This is a genomic window from Rhodococcus sp. NPDC058505 (assembly GCF_042720095.1).
In the GTDB taxonomy this organism is placed as follows: domain Bacteria; phylum Actinomycetota; class Actinomycetes; order Mycobacteriales; family Mycobacteriaceae; genus Rhodococcus_G.
In genome coordinates this window covers 81,082-101,672 of sequence record NZ_JBHXNB010000008.1, presented here as the reverse complement: position 1 = coordinate 101,672, position 20,591 = coordinate 81,082, and the positions used below count along the sequence as shown (strand labels likewise).

Below are 20,591 nucleotides of genomic sequence, written 5' to 3'. Positions count from 1 at the left end.
TGACGATAGCACCGCGGTTGCCTGCTGGCGCCGCCCCCGTGTCCGGTCAGCGCAGCTGGGTCCCCACCGCGCGCCCGATGATCCGGGCGGCGTCCGGGAACCGCGACGGATCCGGACCGGCGAAGTTCAGCCGGACGAACGGACCCGACGGATCCGCGGGGAACCACTCGGCGCCCGCCGCGATGAGCACGCCGTCCTGCTCGCAGTCCCGCACCAGGCGCTCCGCGTCGACCTCGTCGGGCAGCCGCACCCACAGGTTCAGCCCGCCGCGCGGCAGGCGGTCCAGGGTCGCCTGCGGCAGGTGCTCGGCCACGCACCGGGCAAGAAGGTCGCGCCGCTCGCGCAGCTGCCCACGCAGGCTCCGCAGGTGCGTTCGCCAGGCGGGCGCCAGCACGACCTCCAGCGCCGCGGACTGCAGGACACCGCTGACGTACATCGACTCGGCGCCCCGGTCCGCCACCATCCGCTCCCGGACCGGCCCGCGCGCGATCACCGCGCCGACCCGCACCGCCGGGGAGACGCTCTTGGTCAGGGACCGGATGTAGACGATGTGGCCGGTGTCGTCGTAGGCGGCCATCGGCACGGCCTCCCCGTCGATCGCGAAGTCACACGCCCAGTCGTCCTCGACCAGGAACGCGCCGTGCTCGCGCACCACCGCCAGCACCCGTTCGCGTCTGGTCGACGACCACCGCGCGCCCGTCGGATTGGCGAAGGTCGGCTGCGCGTAGAACAGCCGAGCGCCGGTCTCGGCGAACGCGCGGGCGACGTCGTCGGGGTCCGGACCGTCGGCATCGCCAGCGACCGGGACGATCTGGACCCCGGCCTGCGCCGCGGCGAGGATCGCCCCCCAGTAGGTCGGGGACTCCATCAGCACCGGCAGTCCGGGCCCGGCGACCGACCGGAACACCGAGATCAGCCCGCTCTGGGTGCCGGGAACCACGAGCACGTCGCGGGGCGCAACCGCCGTCACCCCGGCCGGGGTCCGGGACGCCAGCTCGCTGGCGAACCAGGCCTGCAGTTCGGGCAGGCCCTGCGCGGGCGACCGCGTCACCGCCGTCTCCCCCCGGGACGCGCGCGCGAGCGCCGATCGGACGATCCGCTCTGGAAGGAGCTCGCGAGCCGGATAGCCCGAATGCAGCTCGATCGCGTCGATCGCCGGCTCGCGCAGCGGCGCGGCGAGGCTGGGCACGCTCGCCGCGGCCGAACGCAGGGCGCTGGTCTGCCAGCCGAAATCCAGGGCCCGCGGCGTGCGGTGCCCCAGGACGAAGCTGCCCGCCCCGGGGCGGCTCTCGACCAGCCCCAGCCCGATCAGGGCCCGCATCGCCTTCTGCACCGTCACCGGGCTGGCGCCGTACCGGCTGGCCAGCTCCCTACTGGACGGCAGCTGCGCGCCGGGCGCGGCGGACGCGATCCAGGCACGGAGATCCGTCACGATCCGATCAGCGCTACTCACAAACGCGACTCTACGTCGATAGCGGTAGGGGGCAGGCAGCAACGCGCAGCTGCGGGTCGACCCGGTCGGGACCGGGACGGCACCGACGCGTGAGCACCGTTCTCCGATCCGGTGATCGCCGCGGCCCGCCACAATGGGTGCCGATGACCCTCGCGACGCTCGACCCCGCCCGGCTCCGTTCCGCCCGCGCCGCCGTGTTCGGCGTGTTCGCCGTCAACGGCTTCCTGCTCGCCGCCTGGGTCGTGCACATCCCGCCGATCTCCGACCGCACCGGCGTCAGCCACGCGACGCTGGGCTGGCTGCTGCTGGTGCTGGCCGGGGGCGCGCTGGTCGGCATGCAGATCGCGGGACCGCTCGCCGACCGGTGGGGCAGCCGCCGGATGATCGGCGCGGCCGGGCTGCTGCTGTCCGTCGGGGCGATCGGGCCGGGACTGGCGTCGGACGCGACGGGCCTTGCGGTGGCGTTGGCCGTGTTCGGGCTCGGGAACGGCGCGCTGGACGTGTCGATGAACTCGCAGGCCGTGCACGTCGAACGGGCCTACGGCAGGCCGATCATGTCGGCGTTCCACGCGCTGTTCTCGCTCGGCGGGGTGGTCGGGTCGGTGCTGGGCGCCGCGACCCTTGCCGCGGGCCTGGCCCCGCCGACCGCGCTGGCCGGTGCCGGGGCGCTCGGCGCCGCGACGATCCTCGGCTGCCTGCCCGCGCTGCTCCCCCACCAAGCGCACCCGCCCGAAGCTCCGGAGACCGGCACCCGGCGGCGGCCGCCGACCCGGGCCGCGACCCGGCGCGTCCTCGCCCTCGGCACCATCGCCTTCGCGCTGTTCCTCGCCGAGGGTGCGGCCAACGACTGGAGCACCCTGCAGGTGAAGGAGCATCTCGGCACCTCGGACGCGACCGCGGCGCTCGCGTTCGGCGCGTTCGCGGTGATGATGACCGTCGGCAGGCTCACCGCGGACCGGGTCGCGGCCGTCCTCGGCCCGGTCGCCGTGGTCCGGTACGGCACCCTGATCGCGGCGGTCGGGCTGACGGCGGTGATCGGGTCGGGCTGGGTGTGGCTGACGCTGGCCGGCTGGGCGGTGTTCGGCCTCGGCCTGTCGGGGTGCATTCCGCAGATCTTCACCGCGGCGGGCAATCTGCACGCGGGGGCGCCGGGGGTGAACATGTCGCGGGTCGTCGGCATGGGCTACCTGGGCCTGCTGGCCGGTCCGGCACTGCTCGGCTGGCTCACCGAGGTGATCCCGCTGACGTTGACCCTCACCGTCCCCCTGGTGTTCGTCCTGGTCGCGTGCCGGTTCGCGGACCAGGTCCGACCCGACAACGAAACGAACATCACCTAGGACCGGACTGCTGCTTCGCCTAGCGTAGGAGTTGTCCCCGAGCCGGGGACGGGCGCCGACGGCGCCCGCACACGACCAAGGAGCACCCATGGGAAGCCTCGAGTACATCGGCCTCGAAGACCTGATCGGCCTGATCATCGACAACAAGCCGATCATCGTTCCGTTCTGACGGAACGCTGCCCAGGCACGACGGCGCCCCTCCCGATCGGATCGGGAGGGGCGCCGTTGTCGGTGGTCCCAGAGTTACAGGGCCTTGAGCTCCTCGGTGACCTCGCCGACCATCTTCTTCGCGTCGCCGAACAGCATCGAGGTCTGGTCGGCCGTGAACAGCGGGTTGTCGATGCCGGCGTAGCCGGACGACATGGACCGCTTGAGCACGATGACGGACTTCGACTGGTCGACGTTGAGGATCGGCATCCCGTAGATCGGGGACGACGAGTCCTGACGCGCGGCCGGGTTGGTGACGTCGTTGGCGCCGATGACGATGGTGACGTCGGTGCGCGAGAACTCACCGTTGATGTCGTCCATCTCCTTCATCGCGTCGTACGCGACGTCGGCCTCGGCGAGCAGCACGTTCATGTGACCGGGCATGCGGCCTGCGACCGGGTGGATCGCGTACTTGACCTCGACGCCCTTCTCCTCGAGCAGCGCCGCCATCTCCTTGACCGCGTGCTGGGCCTGCGCGACGGCGAGACCGTAGCCGGGGACGACGATGACCTGGTTGGCGTACGCCATCTGGATCGCCGCATCGGAGGCGGAGGTCGCCTTGACGGTGCCGCCAGCGCCGCCGCCGCCCGCCGCGCCGCCGTCGTCGCCACCGAACGAGCCGAACACGATCGCCGGGATGGACCGGTTCATCGCCTTCGCCATCAGGTTGGTCAGGATGGTGCCGGACGCGCCGACGATCATGCCGGCGACGATCATCGCCTGGTTGTTCAGCGCGAGGCCGGCGGCCGCGGCGGACAGGCCGGTGAGGGCGTTGAGCAGCGAGATGACGACGGGCATGTCGGCGCCGCCGATCGGCAGCACCACGAACAGGCCCATCACGCCTGCCGCAACGAGCAGGCCGACGATCAGCCACGACGACTGCGGGTCGCCGTCGGCGCCGAGGCCGATGTAGATCGCGAGGCCGATCGAGACCAACGCGAGGATCATGTTCGCGACCTGGAACAGCTTCGCCGCGGCGACGACCTTCTTCTCGAGGTTCTTGTTCAGCAGTTCCTGCAGCTTGGCGAACGCGACGAGCGAACCCCAGAACGAGACTGAACCGATGATCGCCGCGAACAGCGACCCGATGATGAACGGCGCCGACGGCACCGACTCGACGGCGGTGAAGCCGTCCGAGTTGAGGAACTCCGCCCACGCGATCAGCGCGACCGTGCCGCCACCGACACCGTTGAACAGCGCGACCAGCTGCGGCATCGCGGTCATCTTGGTGCGCAGTGCCGGCGGAACGCCGAGGACGATGCCGACGACGAGGCCGCCGACGATCAGGGCCCAGTTGTCGGTCTCACGGATGTCGATCAGCACCGCGATCACGGCGACGAGCATGCCGACCGCGGCGATGTAGTTGCCGCGCACCGCGGTCTTCGGGCCGGTCAGACCCGAGAGACCGTAGATGAACATCGAGAACGCGACGATGTACAGGATTGTCACGAGGTAGCCCATCAGGCGTCAGCCCCCTTCTTCACGGCAGGCGCGTCCTTCTTCGGCTTGAACATCGCCAGCATGCGGTCGGTGACCACGAAACCGCCGACGACGTTCAGCGTGCCGAACACCAGCGCGACGAACAGGATGATCTTGATCGACCACGGCGCGTCACCGGGCAGGTGACCGAGGACGACCAGGGCGCCGAGCACGACGATGCCGTGGATGGCGTTGGTGCCCGACATCAGCGGCGTGTGCAGCGTGTTCGGGACCTTGGAGATGACCGCGAAACCGACGAACCCGGCAAGGACCAGGATCGCGATGTTCGCCAACAGCTCGGTGTACATCAGGCGTTCGCCCCCTCACGGGTGACGCAGGCGGCGGCGAGGATCTCGTCGTCGAAGTCCGGTGCCAGCGCACCGTTCTCGTCGAGCATCAGCTCGATCACGGCCTGCAGGTTCTTCGAGTACAGCTCCGAGGCGTGCTCGGGCATCGTCGCGGGCAGGTTCAGCGGCGAGCAGATCGTCACGCCGTGCTTGACGGCGACCTGGCCGGGCTCGGTCAGCTCGCAGTTGCCGCCGGTCTCGCCCGCGAGGTCGACGATCACCGAGCCGGGCTTCATGCCCTGCACCGCGGCGGCGGTGACCAGGCGCGGCGCGGGACGACCCGGCACCAGCGCGGTGGTGATCACCACGTCGAAGCCCTTGATCGCGTCCTCGAGCGCCTGCTGCTGCTGCGCCTGCTCGGCCTCGGTGAGCTGGCGGGCGTAGCCGCCCTCACCGGCGGCGTCGATGCCGAGGTCGAGCCACTGCGCACCGACGGAGCGCACCTGGTCGGCGACCTCCGGGCGCACGTCGTAGCCGGTGGTGCGGCCGCCGAGGCGCTTCGCGGTCGCGAGGGCCTGCAGGCCGGCGACACCGACACCGAGGACCAGCACGGTCGCGGGCTTCACGGTGCCTGCGGCGGTGGTCAGCATCGGGAAGTACCGGGTGGACTCCGACGCCGCGACCACGACCGCCTTGTAGCCGGCCACGTTCGCCTGCGAGGACAGCGCGTCCATCACCTGGGCGCGGGAGATGCGCGGGATCGACTCGACCGCGAACGCCTGCACACCCGCGGCCTTGAGCGCGGCGATGCCGTCCGGGTTGGTCCGCGGCGCCAGGAAGCCGATCAGCACCGAACCGGCCTTCAGCTTCGCCGTCTCGGCGTCCGTCGGGGGCGCGACCTTGACCACCACATCCGCCGACCAGGGGTCGCCGATGGTGGCACCGGCCTCCTTGTACAGCTCGTCCGGGATCAGCGCGCCCAGTCCGGCACCGGTCTCGACGACCACGTCGAGGCCCTTGCCGATCAGGGTCGTCACGACCTTGGGGACAAGCGCCACCCGCCGTTCACCGTCGTTCGTCTCCCGAACGACGCCGACCGTCGGGCGCGCCTGCGGCGTGCTCTTCGATGTGTCCAATGTGACTACTTCCTGCGATTGATGGTTATCGGGCCGGGACCGACGGTGGCCCTCACGCGACGAGCGGCCCGTGGGTGAGGCGGCACGAATTTGCCAATGCTAGCCAGGCAAAGGGTCACGGATACATCTCGAAATCGGAAAAACGGTCACTGAATCGAATCCGATCAAGGGCAAGAGGCGTAAATTGCGAGGTAATTGTGCCTTCTGTCACACCGCCGCCGGGCGATTCGAGCGGCCAAACCTAGACTGGAACGCGCACAACCGCGGAGGTGACCATGACCAGTCGGACGACACCGAGCATCACGGTCGAGCGGGTCTACGACCATCCCGAGCCGGAACCCGGCGCGGTCCGCGTCTTCGTCGACCGGCTGTGGCCGCGCGGGGTGCGCAAGGACGACTTCCACTACGACGACTGGGCCAAGGACCTCGCCCCGTCCGCCGAACTGCGCCGCTGGTACAGCCACGACGCCGCGCACTTCCGGGAGTTCCGCGCCCGCTACCGCGCCGAACTCGAATCCGACGAGGGCCGCGAGGCCGTCTCCCGGGTGCTGACCCTGACGGCGGGCAGGCCGCTGGTGCTGCTCACCGCAACCCGCGACCTCGAGCACAGTCACGCCGACGTGCTCGCCGAGGTCCTCGGCGGCGAGCACTGAGCGCGCCGTGATCGACGACGACCTCGGCGGCGACCCGGTGTGCTGGCTGGACCGGGTGTGCCCGGACTGCGGGGCGTTCCTGCCGGACGGACCCGACCACGGCTGCCCGCGGTGCGGCGCAGGCGCCGCGACACCCGGCCGCGACGAGATCGCGACGTGACCGCGGTACACCCGCCTACAGTGACCGGATGAGCCAGGCACGGACCCCGACGCTGCTCGAGCGGGAACCGCTGACCGCGGCCCTGCTCGCGCAGTGGCACGCCATCGATTCCCTGCTCGACGACCTCCCGCCCGACCGCTGGGAGGCGCCGACCCCGCTACCCGGCTGGGCGGTGCAGGACGTCGTCGCGCACCTCGTCGGCACCGAGTCGATGCTTGAGGGCATCGACCCGCCGGTCGACGCGGACGCCGTCCCGGACTCCCCGCACGTGCACAATCCAATCGGCGCGTTCAACGAGCGGTGGATCCTCGGGCTGCGGGACCGGACCGCCGCCGAGCTGCTCGCCGCGTACCGCGACATCACCGCCCGCCGCGCCGGCGCGCTCGCCGCGATGACCCAGGACGACTTCGACGCCCCCGCGATGACGCCGGTCGGCCCGGACAGCTACGGACGGTTCATGCGCACCCGCCTGTTCGACTGCTGGTTCCACGAACACGACCTCCGCGACGCGCTGGCCCTGCCCGGCGACGAGGGCGGCGCCCGCGCCGAGTACGCGCTCGCCGAACTGCTGACCGGTCTCGGGTATGCGGTCGGCAAGAAGGGGGGCGCGCCGCACGGGTCGTCGGTGACGTTCGCGCTGACCGGTCCGATGGCGCGCACCGACGATCGGCCGCGGGAGATTCACGTCGCGGTCGACGGGCGCGCCGCGGTCGTTGCCGCCCTGCCCGCGCCGGCCACCGTCACCCTGACCCTGGATTCCCGGCTGTTCACCCGGCTGTGCGGCGGGCGGCTCCGCCCCGCCGACCGGATCGACGAGATTGCGATCTCCGGCGACCGGGACCTCGGCAGGCGGATCGCGGCGAACCTCGCGTTCACAATCTGATGCGACTGTTTCTCGCCTCCTACCGGTTCGGCGCGGACCCCGACCGGCTGCTCCGGCTGACCGGCGGGCCGGGCCGCGTCGCGGTGATCGCCAACGCCGCCGACGCGTGGGGCTCGGCACGGGACTCGGCGGTGGTCTCGGACCTGGTGCCGCTGCGCGGGCTGGGCTTCGAGCCGCAGGAGCTGGACCTGCGGCGGTTCGTCGACGCGCCGGATCGGCTGCGCGACGAGTTGTCCGGGTATCGGGCGGTGTGGGTGCGGGGCGGGAACACCTTCGTGCTGCGGGCGCAACTCGCGCGCAGCGGCGCCGACACCGTGCTGACCGACCTGCTCCGGGCGGACGCGCTGGTGTACGCCGGGTACAGCGCGGGCGCCTGCGTGCTGGCCCCGAGCCTGCGCGGCCTCGACCTCGTCGACGACCCAGCCGAGGTCGCCGCCGCGTGCGGGGTGCCGGTCGTCTGGGAGGGGCTCGGGCTGGTCGACCACGCGATCGTCCCGCACTACCGCTCGCCCGGATACCCGGCGGAGGAGTCCGCGCGGATCGAGCGGATCGCCGACGGCTACCGCCGCGACGGCGTGAAACACCGAACCCTCACCGATGACCAGGTGATCGTCGTCGGTGAGGGTTCGTGACCCGAACTAGTCGGTGCTGGCGGCGGGCGGATGCATCCGCCAGCCCGCCTCGACCGAACGTTCGCACCGCCCCGGCTCGTCGCCGGCACTGATCAGCAGTGCGGTCAGCATGGCCGCACCGTGGTCGAGTGCCCGCCTGTCCAGCGGTCCGGTGGCAACGAGCGAGACCAGCCCATGGCCGATGACCCAACACCGCGTTGCGAGGTCGGCGGCGACGACGGTGTCGGCGAAGCGTCCGGCGCGTTGTGCTCGCTGCACGGCGCGAACGAGGTAGTTCAGGGTGTCGTCCGCGGCCCGCGGATCGTCGAGTTCGATGGTGTCGTCGAACATCACCCGGTACAGGTCGGGGTTGGCCAAGGCGTTTGATACGTAGGCCGACCCGAGGGCGACGAAGTCCCGCACCGGATCCTCGGACACCGCGACCTCCCGCAGCGTGGCCGCAAGCCGCGTGAAGCCTTCCTGCCGCACCGCCCGCCACAGTCCGTCCACGCCACCGAAGTAGGTGTAGACCGCCATCGTCGAGACGCCGGTCCCGGCGACGAGCGACCGGAGGGTGATCGGCTCCCTGGCGCGGAGCATCCGCGCCGCCCGTTCGACCAGCAGCCCACGGACCGCCGGGTCCTTCGTTCGCACCACCACCCGACAATACATAACAGCTGCTACATTTTGCCGTGACCGCTCGCCACCCAACCGAGACGAGACCGCCATGCCCGTGACACTGCTCAACCCCGAAGGCCTACCGAAACCCGACGTCTACCGACAACTCTCCGTCGCAACGGGATCGAGGCTGGTGTTTCTTGCCGGTCAGGTGGCCCGCGATGCCGACGGCAACCGGGTCGGCGAGGGCGACCTCGCCGCGCAGGTCGAGCAGGCCTACCTCAATGTCGGAACGGCGCTCGCCGCGATCGGCGGATCCTTCGACGACGTGGCGAAGCTGACCATCTACATCGTGGACTGGACCCCGGACAAGATGCCCCTCCTCGGGGAGGGCGTCAGCCGGGCGGCCGAGAAACTGGGTGTCGATCCGGTCAAGCCGATCACGCTGCTCGGGGTCGCGGCCCTGGGTGAGCCGGACCTGATGGTCGAGGTCGAGGCGACCGCCGTTCTCCCCTGACGGCAACCGGGCGGCCGACCGGGTCAGCCGAAAACGGCAACCCGGTCGGGCACCGCGGGCAGCAGCGAGAGCCTGCGCGGCACCTTGAGCCTGCGCCGGGACACCTCGTCCGCCCCGGCGAGCAGGGCGTCGACGAGCAGTTCGGGGTCGCGGCGCCAGGCCGCGACGATCTCAACGAGCGCCTCGTCGGTGAACAGGCCGCTGTCCGAGAGCGCCTCCCGCCACTCCGACATCTCGCCGTCCCGCACCAGGTCGATGGCATGGACGTCGATCTCGCCGCCGTCCCATTCACTGAACAGAACGGCCGTGACCAGGTCTTTCGTCGGGGATGCCAGAGGGTTCATGGGTGCGGTCCCTTCGTCGGCTGCGATGTCCGTCCGTATGGGCGTAACACTTCGGTGCGCTCGAGCGATTGGTGCAAACCTAGCCGGTCTCGCGGGCCCTGGCGAGAACCAATCACCACAATCCGGTAACAGAGTGACAATTGTGATTCTTGGGGCAAACGAGGCGGCGGGTGCGGCGGTCAGCCCGCGGTGACCCGCTCCGCGGCAACCGGCAGCACCGCAACGCGGGACCCGGTCAGCCGTCGGCGGGTGATCTCATCCACGCCGTCGAGGAGCGCATCCACCAGCAGCTCCGGGTCGGCCCGCCACTGCGCCTCCAGGTCCCGCACCGCGCCGACGGACATCATCCCGGAGTCGGCGACGGCCCGAACCCAGTCGCCGAGCAGGCCCGCGCGGACCGCGGTGACGGCGGCGGCGCCGTCGGTGTCGAGTTCCTCGAACTCGTACGCGAGAATCGCGCGGACCATGCCGTCCGTGACCGTCCGATCGCCCATCTCGTCACTCCCATCACGCCTGCCACGCGCGCACGCGCGGCGGTAGAACCGTGTCCCTCACTCGAAGGACATGCACACCCGACCTGTAACACCGAAGTGACGTCGAGCGATGGACGCGAATCTAGCCCCTTACCGGGCAGTTGTGTATAGCCAGCTCGGAAATTTCAGGTAACACGGCATGTGGGGTGCCCCACAGTGACCTGCCGAGAAATGTAATCTGCGTCACTACCAGCGCCTGCGCCGGGTACCCGCAGCGGCCGGGCGTGTCGCGCACCGGGCGACGCCCGGTCCCGGTGAGCGGGACGCGGCGGTCCCGGACCGCACCGTCCCCCGGATAACGCGCGCGGGCCGGGACTCGGGTACAGACTGGAGGCGGCGCCGCGTTGCGGCACCGGCACCGCGCGGGCAGTGGACAACCGTAGGAGTGCGAGATGGGAACAGTCGGCGACGCCAGCGGCCCGCCCCTCGTCCCGCCGAGCGCCGTCGACGTCGACCTGTCCGGACTCGCTCGGGGCTGGGACCGGACGATGTCCGACCTCGAGGCGGGCATGTGGCGGATGGAGGAGGCCCAGCCGAAGCTCCGCTCCCCGATCGTCGCGGTCGATGTCCTCGACGGCCCGCCGGACTGGGATCGGCTGGTCCGGGCGCACGAGTGGGCCTCGCACATCGTCCCCCGGATCCGGATGCGGGCGGTGGAACCGGTGTTCGGCCTTGGCAATCCGGTGTGGTCGGTCGACCCCGAGTTCGACCTCGACTACCACCTGCGGCGGGTCCGGATGCCCGACCCGGCGACCTTCGACCACGCCCTCCGGATCTGCAGGCACCTGGCGACGGAACCGTTCGACAAGGCCCGCCCGCCGTGGACGGCGATGCTGATCGAGGGCCTCGACGACGGCCGCGCCGTGTACGTGGTGAAGACGCACCACAGCATGACCGACGGGATGGGCGGGATCGGGCTGATGACCCTGCTGCACAGCCGCCGCCGGGAACCGACCCCCGACAAGCCCGACCGGCTGCCCGCCCCGCCGGAGAACCTGAACACGGTCACCGCGCTCGGCGAGGAGGTGGTGACCCTGGCGCGGCGGGCCCCCGGCCGGATCGCCGGACTGGTCGGCGGGGCGGTGCGCACGGCAACGGCCGCCGTCGCGGACCCGATCGGGGCGGTCACCGAGGCGTTCGAGTACGCCAATTCGCTGCGCCGGGTGGTCACTCCCCCACCGGCGACCGGGTCGGCACTGCTCCGCGACCGGGGTCTTGGGCGCTGGTTCGGTGCCCTCGAGGTGGGCCTGCCCGAACTGAAGGCGGGCGCGAAGGCGGCGGGCGGGTCCGTCAACGACGCCTACGTCGCTGCGCTGCTCGGCGGCGTCGCGCGCTACCACGACCGGCACGGTCGACGGGTCGGGGCGGTCCCGATGGGCATGCCGGTAAACCTGCGCACCGCGTCGGATCCATCCGGCGGCAACCGCTTCACCGCGGTGCGGTTCGCAGGCCCGGCCGCCGAACGCGACCCCGCGGCCCGGATCGCGGCGGTCCGCGCGATCGTGCTCGGCCTGCGCGAGGAACCGGCACTGGACGCGCTCGACCTCGCGGCCCCGGTGCTGTCGCGGTTGCCGACATGGCTGCTGGCGAACTGGTACCTCGCCCAGTCCACCGGGCTGGACCTGCAGGCGAGCAACGTCGCCGGGGTTCCGGTTCCGGTGTACCTCGCCGGAGCCCGGATCGAGCGGATGTTCCCGTTCGGCCCGGCGCCGGGCTGCGCGGTGATGGCGACGCTGGTCTCCCACAACGGGATCTGCTGCGTCGGCGTCAATCTCGACACCGCGGCCGTCACCGCACCGGCCGCGTTCATGGAATGCCTGCAGGAGGGCTTCGACGAGGTGGTCGCGCTCGGCGCGACGGAAGGATCCCCGCGATGAGGACGAACGGGCAGCATCCCCGGGTGTACCTGACCGAACCGATGACCGAAACCGAATCCGGTGTCCTGCACACCTGGCTCGGCGAGCAGGTGAGCGGTTCGGCGACCCCGGCAACCGCGGTGACGATCAGTGATCGGGCGCTGGCCGAGCTGACCGCCCGCGACGACGATCCGCTGCTGACGCCGGTCCGGGTGGTGTGGCTGCCCCGCGACCCGGACGAGCCCGGCGCCCAGCGCCTTCGGGAGGCGCTGTCCCCGCGGGACCCGCTGCACCCGGGGCGCGGCGCGCAACGCCGGATGCTGCGCACCGACCCGGACCGCTGCCGGGTCATCGAGGGCGAACCGGCACCCCTGAGCGACCTCGAACGCCGCCTCACCGAGGACGGCGGCGGATCGCTGCCGGAGTTCATCCGCCGCCAGGCCGCCCTCGCCCTCGAGCGCGCCGAGCGGACCCTGCTCGGCGACCAGTACAAGGTGTCCCGGTTCGTGGTCGACGAGATCACCGACAGCCGCCGCTACCGGGACGGCACCCGGCAGCTGGCGGCCGACCTTCGCGTCCCGCTCGGCGAGGTGGACGGGCGGGCCAGGGAGGCGCTCGACGAGCTGGTCGCCACCCAGAGCAGGCGGGCGATCGCGGTGTGGGATCGGCTGGGCCGCTACTTCTCCCGCGCCTACCGCCTCGACGTCGACACCGCGCGGTTCGACGAACTGCGGGAGCTGAACCGGCAGCATTCGCTGGTGTTCCTGCCCAGCCACCGGTCGTACCTGGATCCGCTGGTGCTGCGGCCGGCGCTGTTGGCCAACGATCTTCCGCTCAATCACGTGATGGGCGGCCTCAACATCAACTTCTGGCCGATCGGTCCGATCGGCAAGCGCAGCGGCACCGTGTTCATCCGCCGCAAGTTCGGCGACGACGACGTCTACAAGTGGACCCTGCGCGAGTACATGCGGTATCTGGTGACGAAGCGGTTCAACCTGGAGTGGTACATCGAGGGCGGACGCACCCGCACCGGGAAGCTGCGGCCGCCACGATTCGGGCTGCTGACCTACCTCGCACAGGCGTTCCGGACGTCCGTCGCCTCGGACGTGTACCTGGTGCCGGTGGCGCTGACGTACGACCAGCTGTACGAGGTGAAGGCGATGGCCGCGGAGGCCCACGGTGAGGTGAAGCAGAAGGAGGGCTTCCGTTGGATGGTCGGATACGTTCGCGCGCAAGGCAACCGGCGCGGTGTCGCGCACGTGACGATCGGGCGTCCGCTGTCGCTGGCGCGGTCCCTCGCGCAGGAACCCGACCAGCGCCTCGCGATCCAGAAGACCGCGTTCGAGGTGTGCCATCGAATCAACGAGGTCACCCCGGTCACCGCGTCGTCGCTGCTGCTGCTCGCGTTCCTCGGCATCGAGGACCGGGCGCTGACGGTGCCCGAACTCGACTTCATCCTCGACCCGCTGATCGACTACATCCGGGCGCGCCGCCTCCCGACCGCGGGCGACTTCGACCTGACCAACCCGCTGGTGTTCCGCACGGCGCTGCAGACCCATCTGGACTCCGGCGTGCTGCGCCGCTTCGACAAGGGCGACGAGCGCGTCTACTTCCTCGGCTCCGATCAGCATCTCGTTGCGGCGTTCTACCGCAACAACTCGATTCACTTCCTTGTCGTGCGGGCCATCGCGGAACTGGTCCTGCAGGCGGCGGTCGAGGAACGGTTCACCGACCCGATCCGGGACGGCTGGACCGAGGCGAAACGCATCCGGGACCTGCTCAAGTTCGAATTCTTCTTCCCCGACAAGGACACCTTCGAGCGGCAGCTGCGCGACGAGTTGGACCTGATCCGCCCCACCTGGGAGGACGAGCTGACCAACCCGCACTACGCGGAGAACATTCTCGGCGCGGTGCGGCCGTATCTCGCGCACCGGGTGCTGCAGCCGTTCCTCGAGGCGTACGCGGTGGTGGCCGACCAGTTGGTGCTCGCGCCGGCGTCCCCCGCCCTCGACGAGCCGGCGTTCGTGGAGCAGTGTCTGGCGATCGCGAAGCAGCGGCGGTTGCGTCAGCAGATCGCGAGCAGCGAATCGATCTCGGGTGAACTGTTCGGCACCGCGTTGGCGTTGGCGCGCAACCGGGGGCTGGTGGAGGCGACCGGGGCCGACACCGCGCACCGGCGGGCCCAGTTCGCCGCGGAGATCGGGGTGCTGGTTCGCCGGGTGCAGCGGATCCGGGAGTTGGCCCACGCCCGCCTGGACAGCCTGTCCGAGCCGGTCCCCGCGCCCGTACCCGGCCCGGACACCGACGGGGGCGCACCCGAGCCGGACGGGTCCGCGTCGTGAGTGCCCTCGCCACCGTCCTGCGGGCCATTGAGGAGGCGCCGCCGGGGCCGGGGACGCTCGCCGCGTTCGACCTCGACGGCACCCTGATCGCTGGCTACTCCGCGACGGTGGTGTATCGGGATCGACTGCGCACCAGGGACATCAGCGTCGGCGAGTTGCTCCGCACGACGGGCGCGGTGCTCGACACCCAGTTCCGTGGCGCCGACGTCGGCGGCCTGATGGACGTCGCGGTGCACGCGCTCGCGGGCAGGCAGGAGGATGACCTGCTCGAGTGGGGCCTGCGACTGTTCCGGCAGCAGATCGCGGGCATGATCTACCGCGACGCCCGCACCATCGTCGCGGCGCACCGCCGGGCCGGGCATACCGTGGTGCTGGCGACGTCCGCGACGCCGTACCAGGCCCGGTACGTGGCGGAGGACCTCGACCTCCCCGACCTGCTGTGCACCGAACCGGAGGTGCGCGACGGCATGCTCACCGGGCGGCTGGCGTCGCCCCCGTTGTGGGGCCCCGCGAAGGCGAAGGCGCTCGCCGGGTACGCGGACGAGCGGGGCATCGACCTGGCGGTCGCGTTCGCGTATTCCAATGGCGGCGAGGATGTTCCGATGCTGGAGTCGGTGGGCCACCCGGTCGCGCTGAACCCGGATCGGGAACTGTCCCGGCGGGCGCGGCACGGCGGATGGCCGATCGTGCGGCTGCCGAGGCCGCAGCGCGGCGCGACACCACTGTCCACCGTCCGCACCGCGACCGCGATCGGCGCGCTGATGACGACGACCGCTGCCGCGGTCGGGGTCGGCCTGCTCACCCGGAACCGGCAGACCGCGGCGAACCTGGTCGGCGCGGTCGGCCCGGACCTGGCGTTGACGATCTGCGGCATCACCGTGACGGTGCGGGGCCGGGAGAACGCGTGGAGCAGCAGGCCCGCGGTGTTCATGTTCAACCACCAGAGTTCCCTCGACGTGCTGGTGTTGGGCACCGTGATCCGCTGCGACGTGACCGGTGTCGCGAAGCAGGAGGCCGCCCGCGATCCCCGCTTCCTCCCCGTCGGGGCGCTGCTCGACGTGGCCTACCTCGACCGGTCGGATACCACCGCGGCGAAGGCTGCGTTGGCCCCCGCGGTCGCGAAGCTCCGGTCGGGGACGTCGCTGGCGATCGCGCCGGAGGGCACCCGGTCCCCGACACCGCGGCTGGGGCGGTTCAAGAAGGGCGGATTCCACGTCGCGATGCAGGGGCGGGTCCCGATCGTGCCGATCGTCATTCACGACGCCGGCGAACTGATGTGGCGCAATTCCCTTGTCGCGCATCCGGGGACGGTGCACGTCGACGTGCTCGCGCCGGTGCCGACCGACGACTGGACCGTGGAGACGCTCGACGAACACGTGCGGGAGGTGCGGGAGATGTTCGACGAATGCCTGCGGCGGGGGCCGCGATGACCGCCGCAGCCACCCGGGCAGGCGCGGCCGCGGGAGCACTGCTGATCGGCGCCGGGATCGTCGCCGGGTGCGCGTCCGACCCGTCCGGGGCGACACCGCGCCCGGCGGCCGCCGTGGCGGACCCGGGCACCACCGCGGCCACCCCACCGGAGGTCGCCGCGGCGGAGACCGCTGCCGCCGCACCGGTGGCGGACACGGACCGCTGCACGACGCGGGAACTGTCGGTGAACGACGGCAAGTCGCAGGGATCCGCGGGCTCGGTGACGATTCCGCTGGTGTTCACGAACACCGGCGGACGCACCTGCACACTGGACGGGTTCCCCGGGGTCTCCTACGTCGACGGCGAGGACGGGAGGGAGGTCGGCCGGGCGGCGACCCGGTCCGGCGAGGGCGGCGCACCGGTGGTGCTGGCGCCGGGCGCGCGGGCCACCGCGATGGTGCGCGCGGTGCAGGTGCTCGACTACCCCGCGCAGGAGTGCGTCCCGACCCCCGTCGCGGGTCTGCGGGTCTATCCCCCGAACGACACCGCAACCCTGTTCGTCGGCCACGCGGGCACCGGATGCGCCACCTACGACGTGAACCAACTGCAGGTGACCGCGGTCGCGGCCCGGTGAGCGGGAGGGGTGACGCGCGTCAGACGGCGTCCGCGTACAGGTACACGTTGTCGGTGTAGTCGCCGACGCCGTCGGTGTAGGTGAGGTCGCCGCCGCAGGTGACGACCGCGAGGCGGCGGGGACCGGTCGGACCGTCGAGCACGCTCTCCTCGACGCCGTCCGCCTTCGGGCGCTCCACCACCCGGGTGACCCGCCACGCCGTGGACCGGCCCGCATCGTCGGAGGTGTGGATGACGTCCCCCGGCTGCATCAACGCGAGGGAGAACAGGGCACCGTTGCCCTGGCCGACCATGTTGACGTGCCCGGCGAGCAGGGTGGTGCCCGCGTCCGCGGCGAGCGGCGCCCCGTCCTGCCAGATCCCCACCGTCGACACGTCGTTCGGCGGGGTGAGCACCCCGCCGGGCACGGTGGCGACGCCGATCGGCGCGGCCACCCCCACCCGGGGCAGGGCAAGGGTGCGCGGCGGCAATGTTCCGATGTCGGGCTGCGGCGATGTCGGGGCGGGAACCGGCGCGGCGACACCGGGCGGATTCGGGTCGGCGACGGCGGGTTCCTCGCCGTCGGCGGTGAGCATGCCGACGCCGACGACGACCGCGAGCAGCGCCACCACCAGCACCGCGAGCGTCCCGATCACGCTCGGCCGCCGCCGATGCCGTCCAGTTCGTGTCATGGTCCGTCCTCGTCGTGTCCGTCGGCCGGGTGTCCGGCGACGACGAGGCGCCCGGCCCGGTCGCGTTCGACCGGGGCGGGCGCCGTCCGTCAGCTCAGGCTAGCCACGCAGCCTGCGGACCGCGATGGCCACACCGACGCCGCCCACGGCGAGCAGGGCAAGGGCAAGACCGAGACCGGTCGTCGCGGTGAAGCCCTCCTCCGCCGCGCCACCGTCGATGGCGTGCGGGCGCTCGCCCTGCGGCGCGGTCGTGGCCGGAGCCGCGGTGGTCGGAGCCACCGTGGTCGTCGGCGCAGCCGTCGTCGGGGCGGTGGTCGTCGGCGCCGGGGTGGTGGTCGGCGCGGGCTGCGTCGTGGTCGGCGCGGGCTGCGGCGTTGTGGTGCCGAGCGAGCCGCCGTTGCTGCCCAGGTCGCTGCTGCCGAGCGCGGCGCTGCCCAGTGCCGCGCTGCCGAGGGCGGCACTGCCCAGGCCCGCGCTGCCGAGTCCGGCGCTACCGGCACCGGCACTGCCCGCGCTGCCGAGGCTGCCGGTGCTGCCGCCCAGGCTGCCGAGGCTTCCGACGCTGCCCGCGCTACCGAGCGAACCGTTGCCCTCGTCGTCGACGAACACCGCGTGGTCGGCGTCGCGCAGCTTCTCTGCGGTGGTGTCGAAGGTGGCGAAGACCTGGCACTCGTGCCGCGGCCAGCCGGCGTGCTCGGCCGGGTCGGCGTCGGTGGAGCTCGCCTGGTTCCACTTGATGTGCTTCTCCGGCGATTCGGTGCCCCGCACGGCGAGGTCCACCCGACCCTCGGTGTCCGAGGTGACGCACAGGGTGATCGTGGTGCCCGCCGCGGCGGTGCCGGTCACGACGAGCTTGCCGTCGGTGATGGTGGCGTCGCCCTCGCAGACGGTCACGGTCGCGTTGGGCGGCAGGACCAGGTCCAGGTCCTGGTTGTACAGGTTGGTGGTCAGGGTGAACCGGGCGGTGTCACCGACCGGCAGCTCGTCGCCCGGGGTCGGGTCGACCCGCTCGAGGTCGAGCACCGACTCCTCGTGATCCGGAATCGAGGCGAGGATCTCGGCCTGCTTCTCCTTGCCGATGAACCGGTCGCACAGCGCGGTGTCGCCGGCGCCGTAGTCCGAGACGCACCAGATCGCGTCCTGCAGCGCGTTCCGGTTGGCCTCCGACGTGTTGTCGGTCCAGGTGGAGGTGCCGCCATGCTCGGGATTGGTGGTCTGCCATTCGACGCCGTTCAGCAGGAGGTAGCTGATGACCTTCTCCTGGTCGGCGGTGAGCCTCGGGTTGCCGGTCTGCGGCAGCGTCGGGCCGACGGCCTCGCCGTAGTCGTTGAGCTGCGTCCCCTCCGGGATGGGCTCCTTGGTGAAGGGATCCACCCAGCCCTCCGGGGCGACGCCTGCACAGGTGCCGTTGTCGGCGTCGGTGCAGTACATCCACTCCGCGACCGGGGCGCCGTTCACCAGTCGGACACCACAGATCGGCGGGTACTGGATGGTGATGTCGTCCTCGGGCAGGTTGCCGTACAGCGGCACCACGTTGCCGGCGTTGAGGCTGTCCAGGCGCGCCCCAGTGAGGGTCAGCTGCCCGTCGAGCGGGGTCCATTCCGTCGCCTCGCATGTCGGCGCGGTGAAGCTCGGGTCTGCGGGATCGGCCGCGGCAATGCCCGCCCCGCCCGCACCAATCAGGGCCATCGCGCCTGCCACGGCGACCGTGGCGCGGACGCGCGGGAGCCACGGTCGTTTCGAGTGAAGATTCACTTTTCCGTCCTGAAGTCACTGGGTCGGTCGACCCCGGCGGAGCCCGCCGACGTAGACACGGTCGGAGCCCCGGATTGCTACCGCCTTGGGTTGCGGCGCGGTAACTGTAGCGTTCGCAAGCATTGAGAACGAACCTCCCCACCGGGCCCCGACGGCCAAATCCCGAGGCCACCGTGTCCAATTCGACACCTCCTCGGGCCCCTGAGCAGGGGTCCTCGAGAACTACACAGTTGCCAGTAACGTTCCGATCACGATTACGTCTCGTAACCCAGCTCACCCTCGGCGCGTCGACATGGCCCGCCCCGCCGGATCGGCGAAGGATGGTCTCATGCCCGCCGACCTCGCCGCACTCGCCGCCGACCTCCCCGAGGGCGCCCTGCTCACCGACCCCGACCTGCTCGTCGGCTACCGCCAGGACTGGGCGGCCGACCCGAACGCGGGCACCCCGCTCGCGGTGGTCCGCGCCACCGGCACCGAGGACGTGCAGGCGGTGCTGCGCTGGGCGAGCGCGCACCGCGTTCCGGTGGTCCCCCGCGGCGCCGGATCCGGGCTGTCCGGTGGATCGTCCGCGGTCGACGGCGGGATCGTGCTGTCCACCGAGCGGATGCGGTCGATCGTCGTCGACCCGGTGACCCGGACCGCGGTCGTGCAACCCGGACTGCTGAACGCCGAGGTCAAACGGGCCGTCGCCGAGCACGGACTCTGGTACCCGCCGGACCCGTCGTCGTTCGAGATCTGCTCGATCGGCGGCAACGCCGCCACCAACGCGGGCGGGCTGTGCTGCGTCAAGTACGGCGTCACCACCGACTACGTCCTCGGGCTGCAGGTGGTGCTGGCGGACGGCACCGCGGTGCGACTCGGCGGACCGCGACTGAAGGACGTCGCCGGGTTGTCGCTGACGAAGCTGTTCGTCGGCAGCGAGGGAATCCTCGGCGTGATCACCGAGATCACCCTGAAACTCATTCCGGCGCAGCCTCCCACGTCGACGATGGTCGCCTCGTTCGGCACGGTGGAGGCGGCGGCGGACGCGGTGCTGGCGATCACCGCGACGCTGCGACCGGCGATGCTCGAGTTCATGGATCAGGCGTCGATCTGCGCGGTCGAGGACTCGCTGCGGATGGGGCTGGACCGCGACGCCAACGCGCTGCTGCTCGCGCAGTCCGATGCGCCCGGCGCTGCCGCGGGCCTGGAGATCGCCGCGATGGTCGCGGCATGCGAATCGTGCGGCGCCACCGAGGTATTCGCCACCGACGACCCGGCCGAGGGCGAGGCGTTCACGGCGGCGCGGCGGGCGGTGTTCCCCGCGGTGCAGGCACTGGGGTCGCTGCTGCTCGAGGATGTCGGGGTGCCGATGCAGGCCCTGCCGACGCTGGTGTCGGGCGTCGCGGCGATCGCCGCGGACTGCGGCGTCCGGATCTGCGTCGTCGCCCACGCCGGGGACGGCAACACCCATCCGCTGATCGTGTTCGACCGGGACGACCCCGACGAAACGGAGCGAGCCCACCGCGCGTTCGGAGAGGTGATGGATCTCGCGATCGCATTGGGCGGCACCATCACCGGCGAACACGGCGTCGGCCGACTGAAGCGGGACTGGCTGCCGAACCAACTCGGCCCCGACGTGATGGACCTGACCCGCCGGATCAAGACCGCGCTCGACCCGGACGGAATCCTCAATCCGGGCGCCGTCCTCGACTGACGCGCGCGCC

General features: G+C 71.5%; 21 protein-coding genes. 12 read left to right on the top strand and 9 right to left on the bottom strand.

Annotation, left to right across the window (positions count from 1 at the left end):
* Nucleotides 1-46: 46 nt before the first annotated feature.
* Nucleotides 47-1,453 (bottom strand): PLP-dependent aminotransferase family protein, encoded by a 1,407-nt coding sequence (locus tag ACFWPA_RS08810; RefSeq protein ID WP_378570016.1) that lies wholly within the window; start codon nt 1,451-1,453, stop codon nt 47-49.
* Between the two features lie 143 nt (nt 1,454-1,596).
* On the opposite strand from ACFWPA_RS08810, the gene ACFWPA_RS08805 reads away from it, so the two are divergent.
* On the top strand, nt 1,597-2,790 hold the full coding sequence (locus ACFWPA_RS08805; protein ID WP_378570015.1) for an MFS transporter: 1,194 nt from the start codon (nt 1,597-1,599) through the stop codon (nt 2,788-2,790).
* A gap of 31 nt (nt 2,791-2,821) precedes the next feature.
* Complete coding sequence (locus ACFWPA_RS08800; RefSeq protein ID WP_378570014.1) at nt 2,822-2,959, top strand: hypothetical protein; 138 nt, start codon at nt 2,822-2,824, stop codon at nt 2,957-2,959.
* Between the two features lie 74 nt (nt 2,960-3,033).
* Here the strand turns inward: ACFWPA_RS08800 and ACFWPA_RS08795 are convergent, their stop codons facing one another.
* From ACFWPA_RS08795 to ACFWPA_RS08785, 3 genes are read right to left on the bottom strand one after another with little or no spacing between them, the layout of a single operon-like run.
* On the bottom strand, nt 3,034-4,458 hold the full coding sequence (locus ACFWPA_RS08795; RefSeq protein ID WP_378570013.1) for an NAD(P)(+) transhydrogenase (Re/Si-specific) subunit beta: 1,425 nt from the start codon (nt 4,456-4,458) through the stop codon (nt 3,034-3,036).
* On the bottom strand, nt 4,458-4,784 hold the full coding sequence (locus ACFWPA_RS08790; protein ID WP_378506831.1) for an NAD(P) transhydrogenase subunit alpha: 327 nt from the start codon (nt 4,782-4,784) through the stop codon (nt 4,458-4,460). The genes ACFWPA_RS08795 and ACFWPA_RS08790 overlap by 1 nt, the downstream gene beginning before the upstream one ends.
* Nucleotides 4,784-5,899 carry a Re/Si-specific NAD(P)(+) transhydrogenase subunit alpha gene (locus tag ACFWPA_RS08785; RefSeq protein ID WP_378570012.1) on the bottom strand — a complete coding sequence of 372 codons (1,116 nt, stop codon included), beginning with the start codon at nt 5,897-5,899 and terminating at the stop codon, nt 4,784-4,786. The genes ACFWPA_RS08790 and ACFWPA_RS08785 overlap by 1 nt, the downstream gene beginning before the upstream one ends.
* 275 nt (nt 5,900-6,174) lie before the next feature.
* Between ACFWPA_RS08785 and ACFWPA_RS08780 the strand changes: the two genes are divergently transcribed.
* From ACFWPA_RS08780 to ACFWPA_RS08765, 4 genes are read left to right on the top strand one after another with little or no spacing between them, the layout of a single operon-like run.
* The gene (locus ACFWPA_RS08780; protein ID WP_378506829.1) at nt 6,175-6,552 is read left to right on the top strand and encodes a DUF488 domain-containing protein; all 378 of its coding nucleotides are present in this window, start codon (nt 6,175-6,177) and stop codon (nt 6,550-6,552) included.
* Between the two features lie 7 nt (nt 6,553-6,559).
* Entirely contained in the window at nt 6,560-6,712 is a 153-nt protein-coding gene (locus ACFWPA_RS08775) for a hypothetical protein (RefSeq protein ID WP_378506828.1), read from the top strand.
* 28 nt (nt 6,713-6,740) lie between these two features.
* Nucleotides 6,741-7,595 (top strand): maleylpyruvate isomerase family mycothiol-dependent enzyme, encoded by an 855-nt coding sequence (locus ACFWPA_RS08770; RefSeq protein ID WP_378570011.1) that lies wholly within the window; start codon nt 6,741-6,743, stop codon nt 7,593-7,595.
* Complete coding sequence (locus ACFWPA_RS08765; protein WP_378570010.1) at nt 7,595-8,227, top strand: Type 1 glutamine amidotransferase-like domain-containing protein; 633 nt, start codon at nt 7,595-7,597, stop codon at nt 8,225-8,227. Before ACFWPA_RS08770 ends, ACFWPA_RS08765 begins: the two co-directional genes overlap by 1 nt.
* A 6-nt stretch (nt 8,228-8,233) precedes the next feature.
* Here the strand turns inward: ACFWPA_RS08765 and ACFWPA_RS08760 are convergent, their stop codons facing one another.
* A complete protein-coding gene (locus ACFWPA_RS08760) occupies nt 8,234-8,863 on the bottom strand; it encodes a TetR/AcrR family transcriptional regulator (RefSeq protein ID WP_378570009.1) in 630 nt (209 codons plus the stop codon).
* A gap of 70 nt (nt 8,864-8,933) precedes the next feature.
* Here ACFWPA_RS08760 and ACFWPA_RS08755 point away from each other — a divergent pair, with 70 nt between their 5' ends.
* Nucleotides 8,934-9,341 carry a RidA family protein gene (locus ACFWPA_RS08755; protein ID WP_378570008.1) on the top strand — a complete coding sequence of 136 codons (408 nt, stop codon included), beginning with the start codon at nt 8,934-8,936 and terminating at the stop codon, nt 9,339-9,341.
* A 23-nt stretch (nt 9,342-9,364) separates the two neighbouring features.
* Here the strand turns inward: ACFWPA_RS08755 and ACFWPA_RS08750 are convergent, their stop codons facing one another.
* Nucleotides 9,365-9,685 (bottom strand): hypothetical protein, encoded by a 321-nt coding sequence (locus ACFWPA_RS08750; RefSeq protein ID WP_378506823.1) that lies wholly within the window; start codon nt 9,683-9,685, stop codon nt 9,365-9,367.
* 179 nt (nt 9,686-9,864) lie between these two features.
* A complete protein-coding gene (locus ACFWPA_RS08745; RefSeq protein WP_378570007.1) occupies nt 9,865-10,179 on the bottom strand; it encodes a hypothetical protein in 315 nt (104 codons plus the stop codon).
* A 431-nt stretch (nt 10,180-10,610) separates the two neighbouring features.
* Here ACFWPA_RS08745 and ACFWPA_RS08740 point away from each other — a divergent pair, with 431 nt between their 5' ends.
* From ACFWPA_RS08740 to ACFWPA_RS08725, 4 genes are read left to right on the top strand one after another with little or no spacing between them, the layout of a single operon-like run.
* Nucleotides 10,611-12,095 carry a wax ester/triacylglycerol synthase domain-containing protein gene (locus ACFWPA_RS08740; protein WP_378570006.1) on the top strand — a complete coding sequence of 495 codons (1,485 nt, stop codon included), beginning with the start codon at nt 10,611-10,613 and terminating at the stop codon, nt 12,093-12,095.
* Nucleotides 12,092-14,416 (top strand): glycerol-3-phosphate 1-O-acyltransferase, encoded by a 2,325-nt coding sequence (locus tag ACFWPA_RS08735; RefSeq protein ID WP_378506820.1) that lies wholly within the window; start codon nt 12,092-12,094, stop codon nt 14,414-14,416. Before ACFWPA_RS08740 ends, ACFWPA_RS08735 begins: the two co-directional genes overlap by 4 nt.
* Nucleotides 14,413-15,846 carry an HAD-IB family hydrolase gene (locus tag ACFWPA_RS08730; RefSeq protein ID WP_378570005.1) on the top strand — a complete coding sequence of 478 codons (1,434 nt, stop codon included), beginning with the start codon at nt 14,413-14,415 and terminating at the stop codon, nt 15,844-15,846. Before ACFWPA_RS08735 ends, ACFWPA_RS08730 begins: the two co-directional genes overlap by 4 nt.
* Complete coding sequence (locus tag ACFWPA_RS08725) at nt 15,843-16,460, top strand: DUF4232 domain-containing protein (protein ID WP_378506818.1); 618 nt, start codon at nt 15,843-15,845, stop codon at nt 16,458-16,460. The genes ACFWPA_RS08730 and ACFWPA_RS08725 overlap by 4 nt, the downstream gene beginning before the upstream one ends.
* 19 nt (nt 16,461-16,479) lie before the next feature.
* On the opposite strand, the gene ACFWPA_RS08720 is transcribed toward ACFWPA_RS08725, so the two are convergent.
* Both ACFWPA_RS08720 and ACFWPA_RS08715 read right to left on the bottom strand, forming a co-directional pair.
* A complete protein-coding gene (locus ACFWPA_RS08720; protein ID WP_378506817.1) occupies nt 16,480-17,130 on the bottom strand; it encodes a class F sortase in 651 nt (216 codons plus the stop codon).
* A gap of 99 nt (nt 17,131-17,229) precedes the next feature.
* The gene (locus ACFWPA_RS08715; protein ID WP_378570004.1) at nt 17,230-18,885 is read right to left on the bottom strand and encodes a hypothetical protein; all 1,656 of its coding nucleotides are present in this window, start codon (nt 18,883-18,885) and stop codon (nt 17,230-17,232) included.
* A gap of 328 nt (nt 18,886-19,213) precedes the next feature.
* Here ACFWPA_RS08715 and ACFWPA_RS08710 point away from each other — a divergent pair, with 328 nt between their 5' ends.
* A complete protein-coding gene (locus tag ACFWPA_RS08710) occupies nt 19,214-20,581 on the top strand; it encodes an FAD-binding oxidoreductase (protein ID WP_378570003.1) in 1,368 nt (455 codons plus the stop codon).
* The last annotated feature ends 10 nt before the right edge of the window (nt 20,582-20,591 follow it).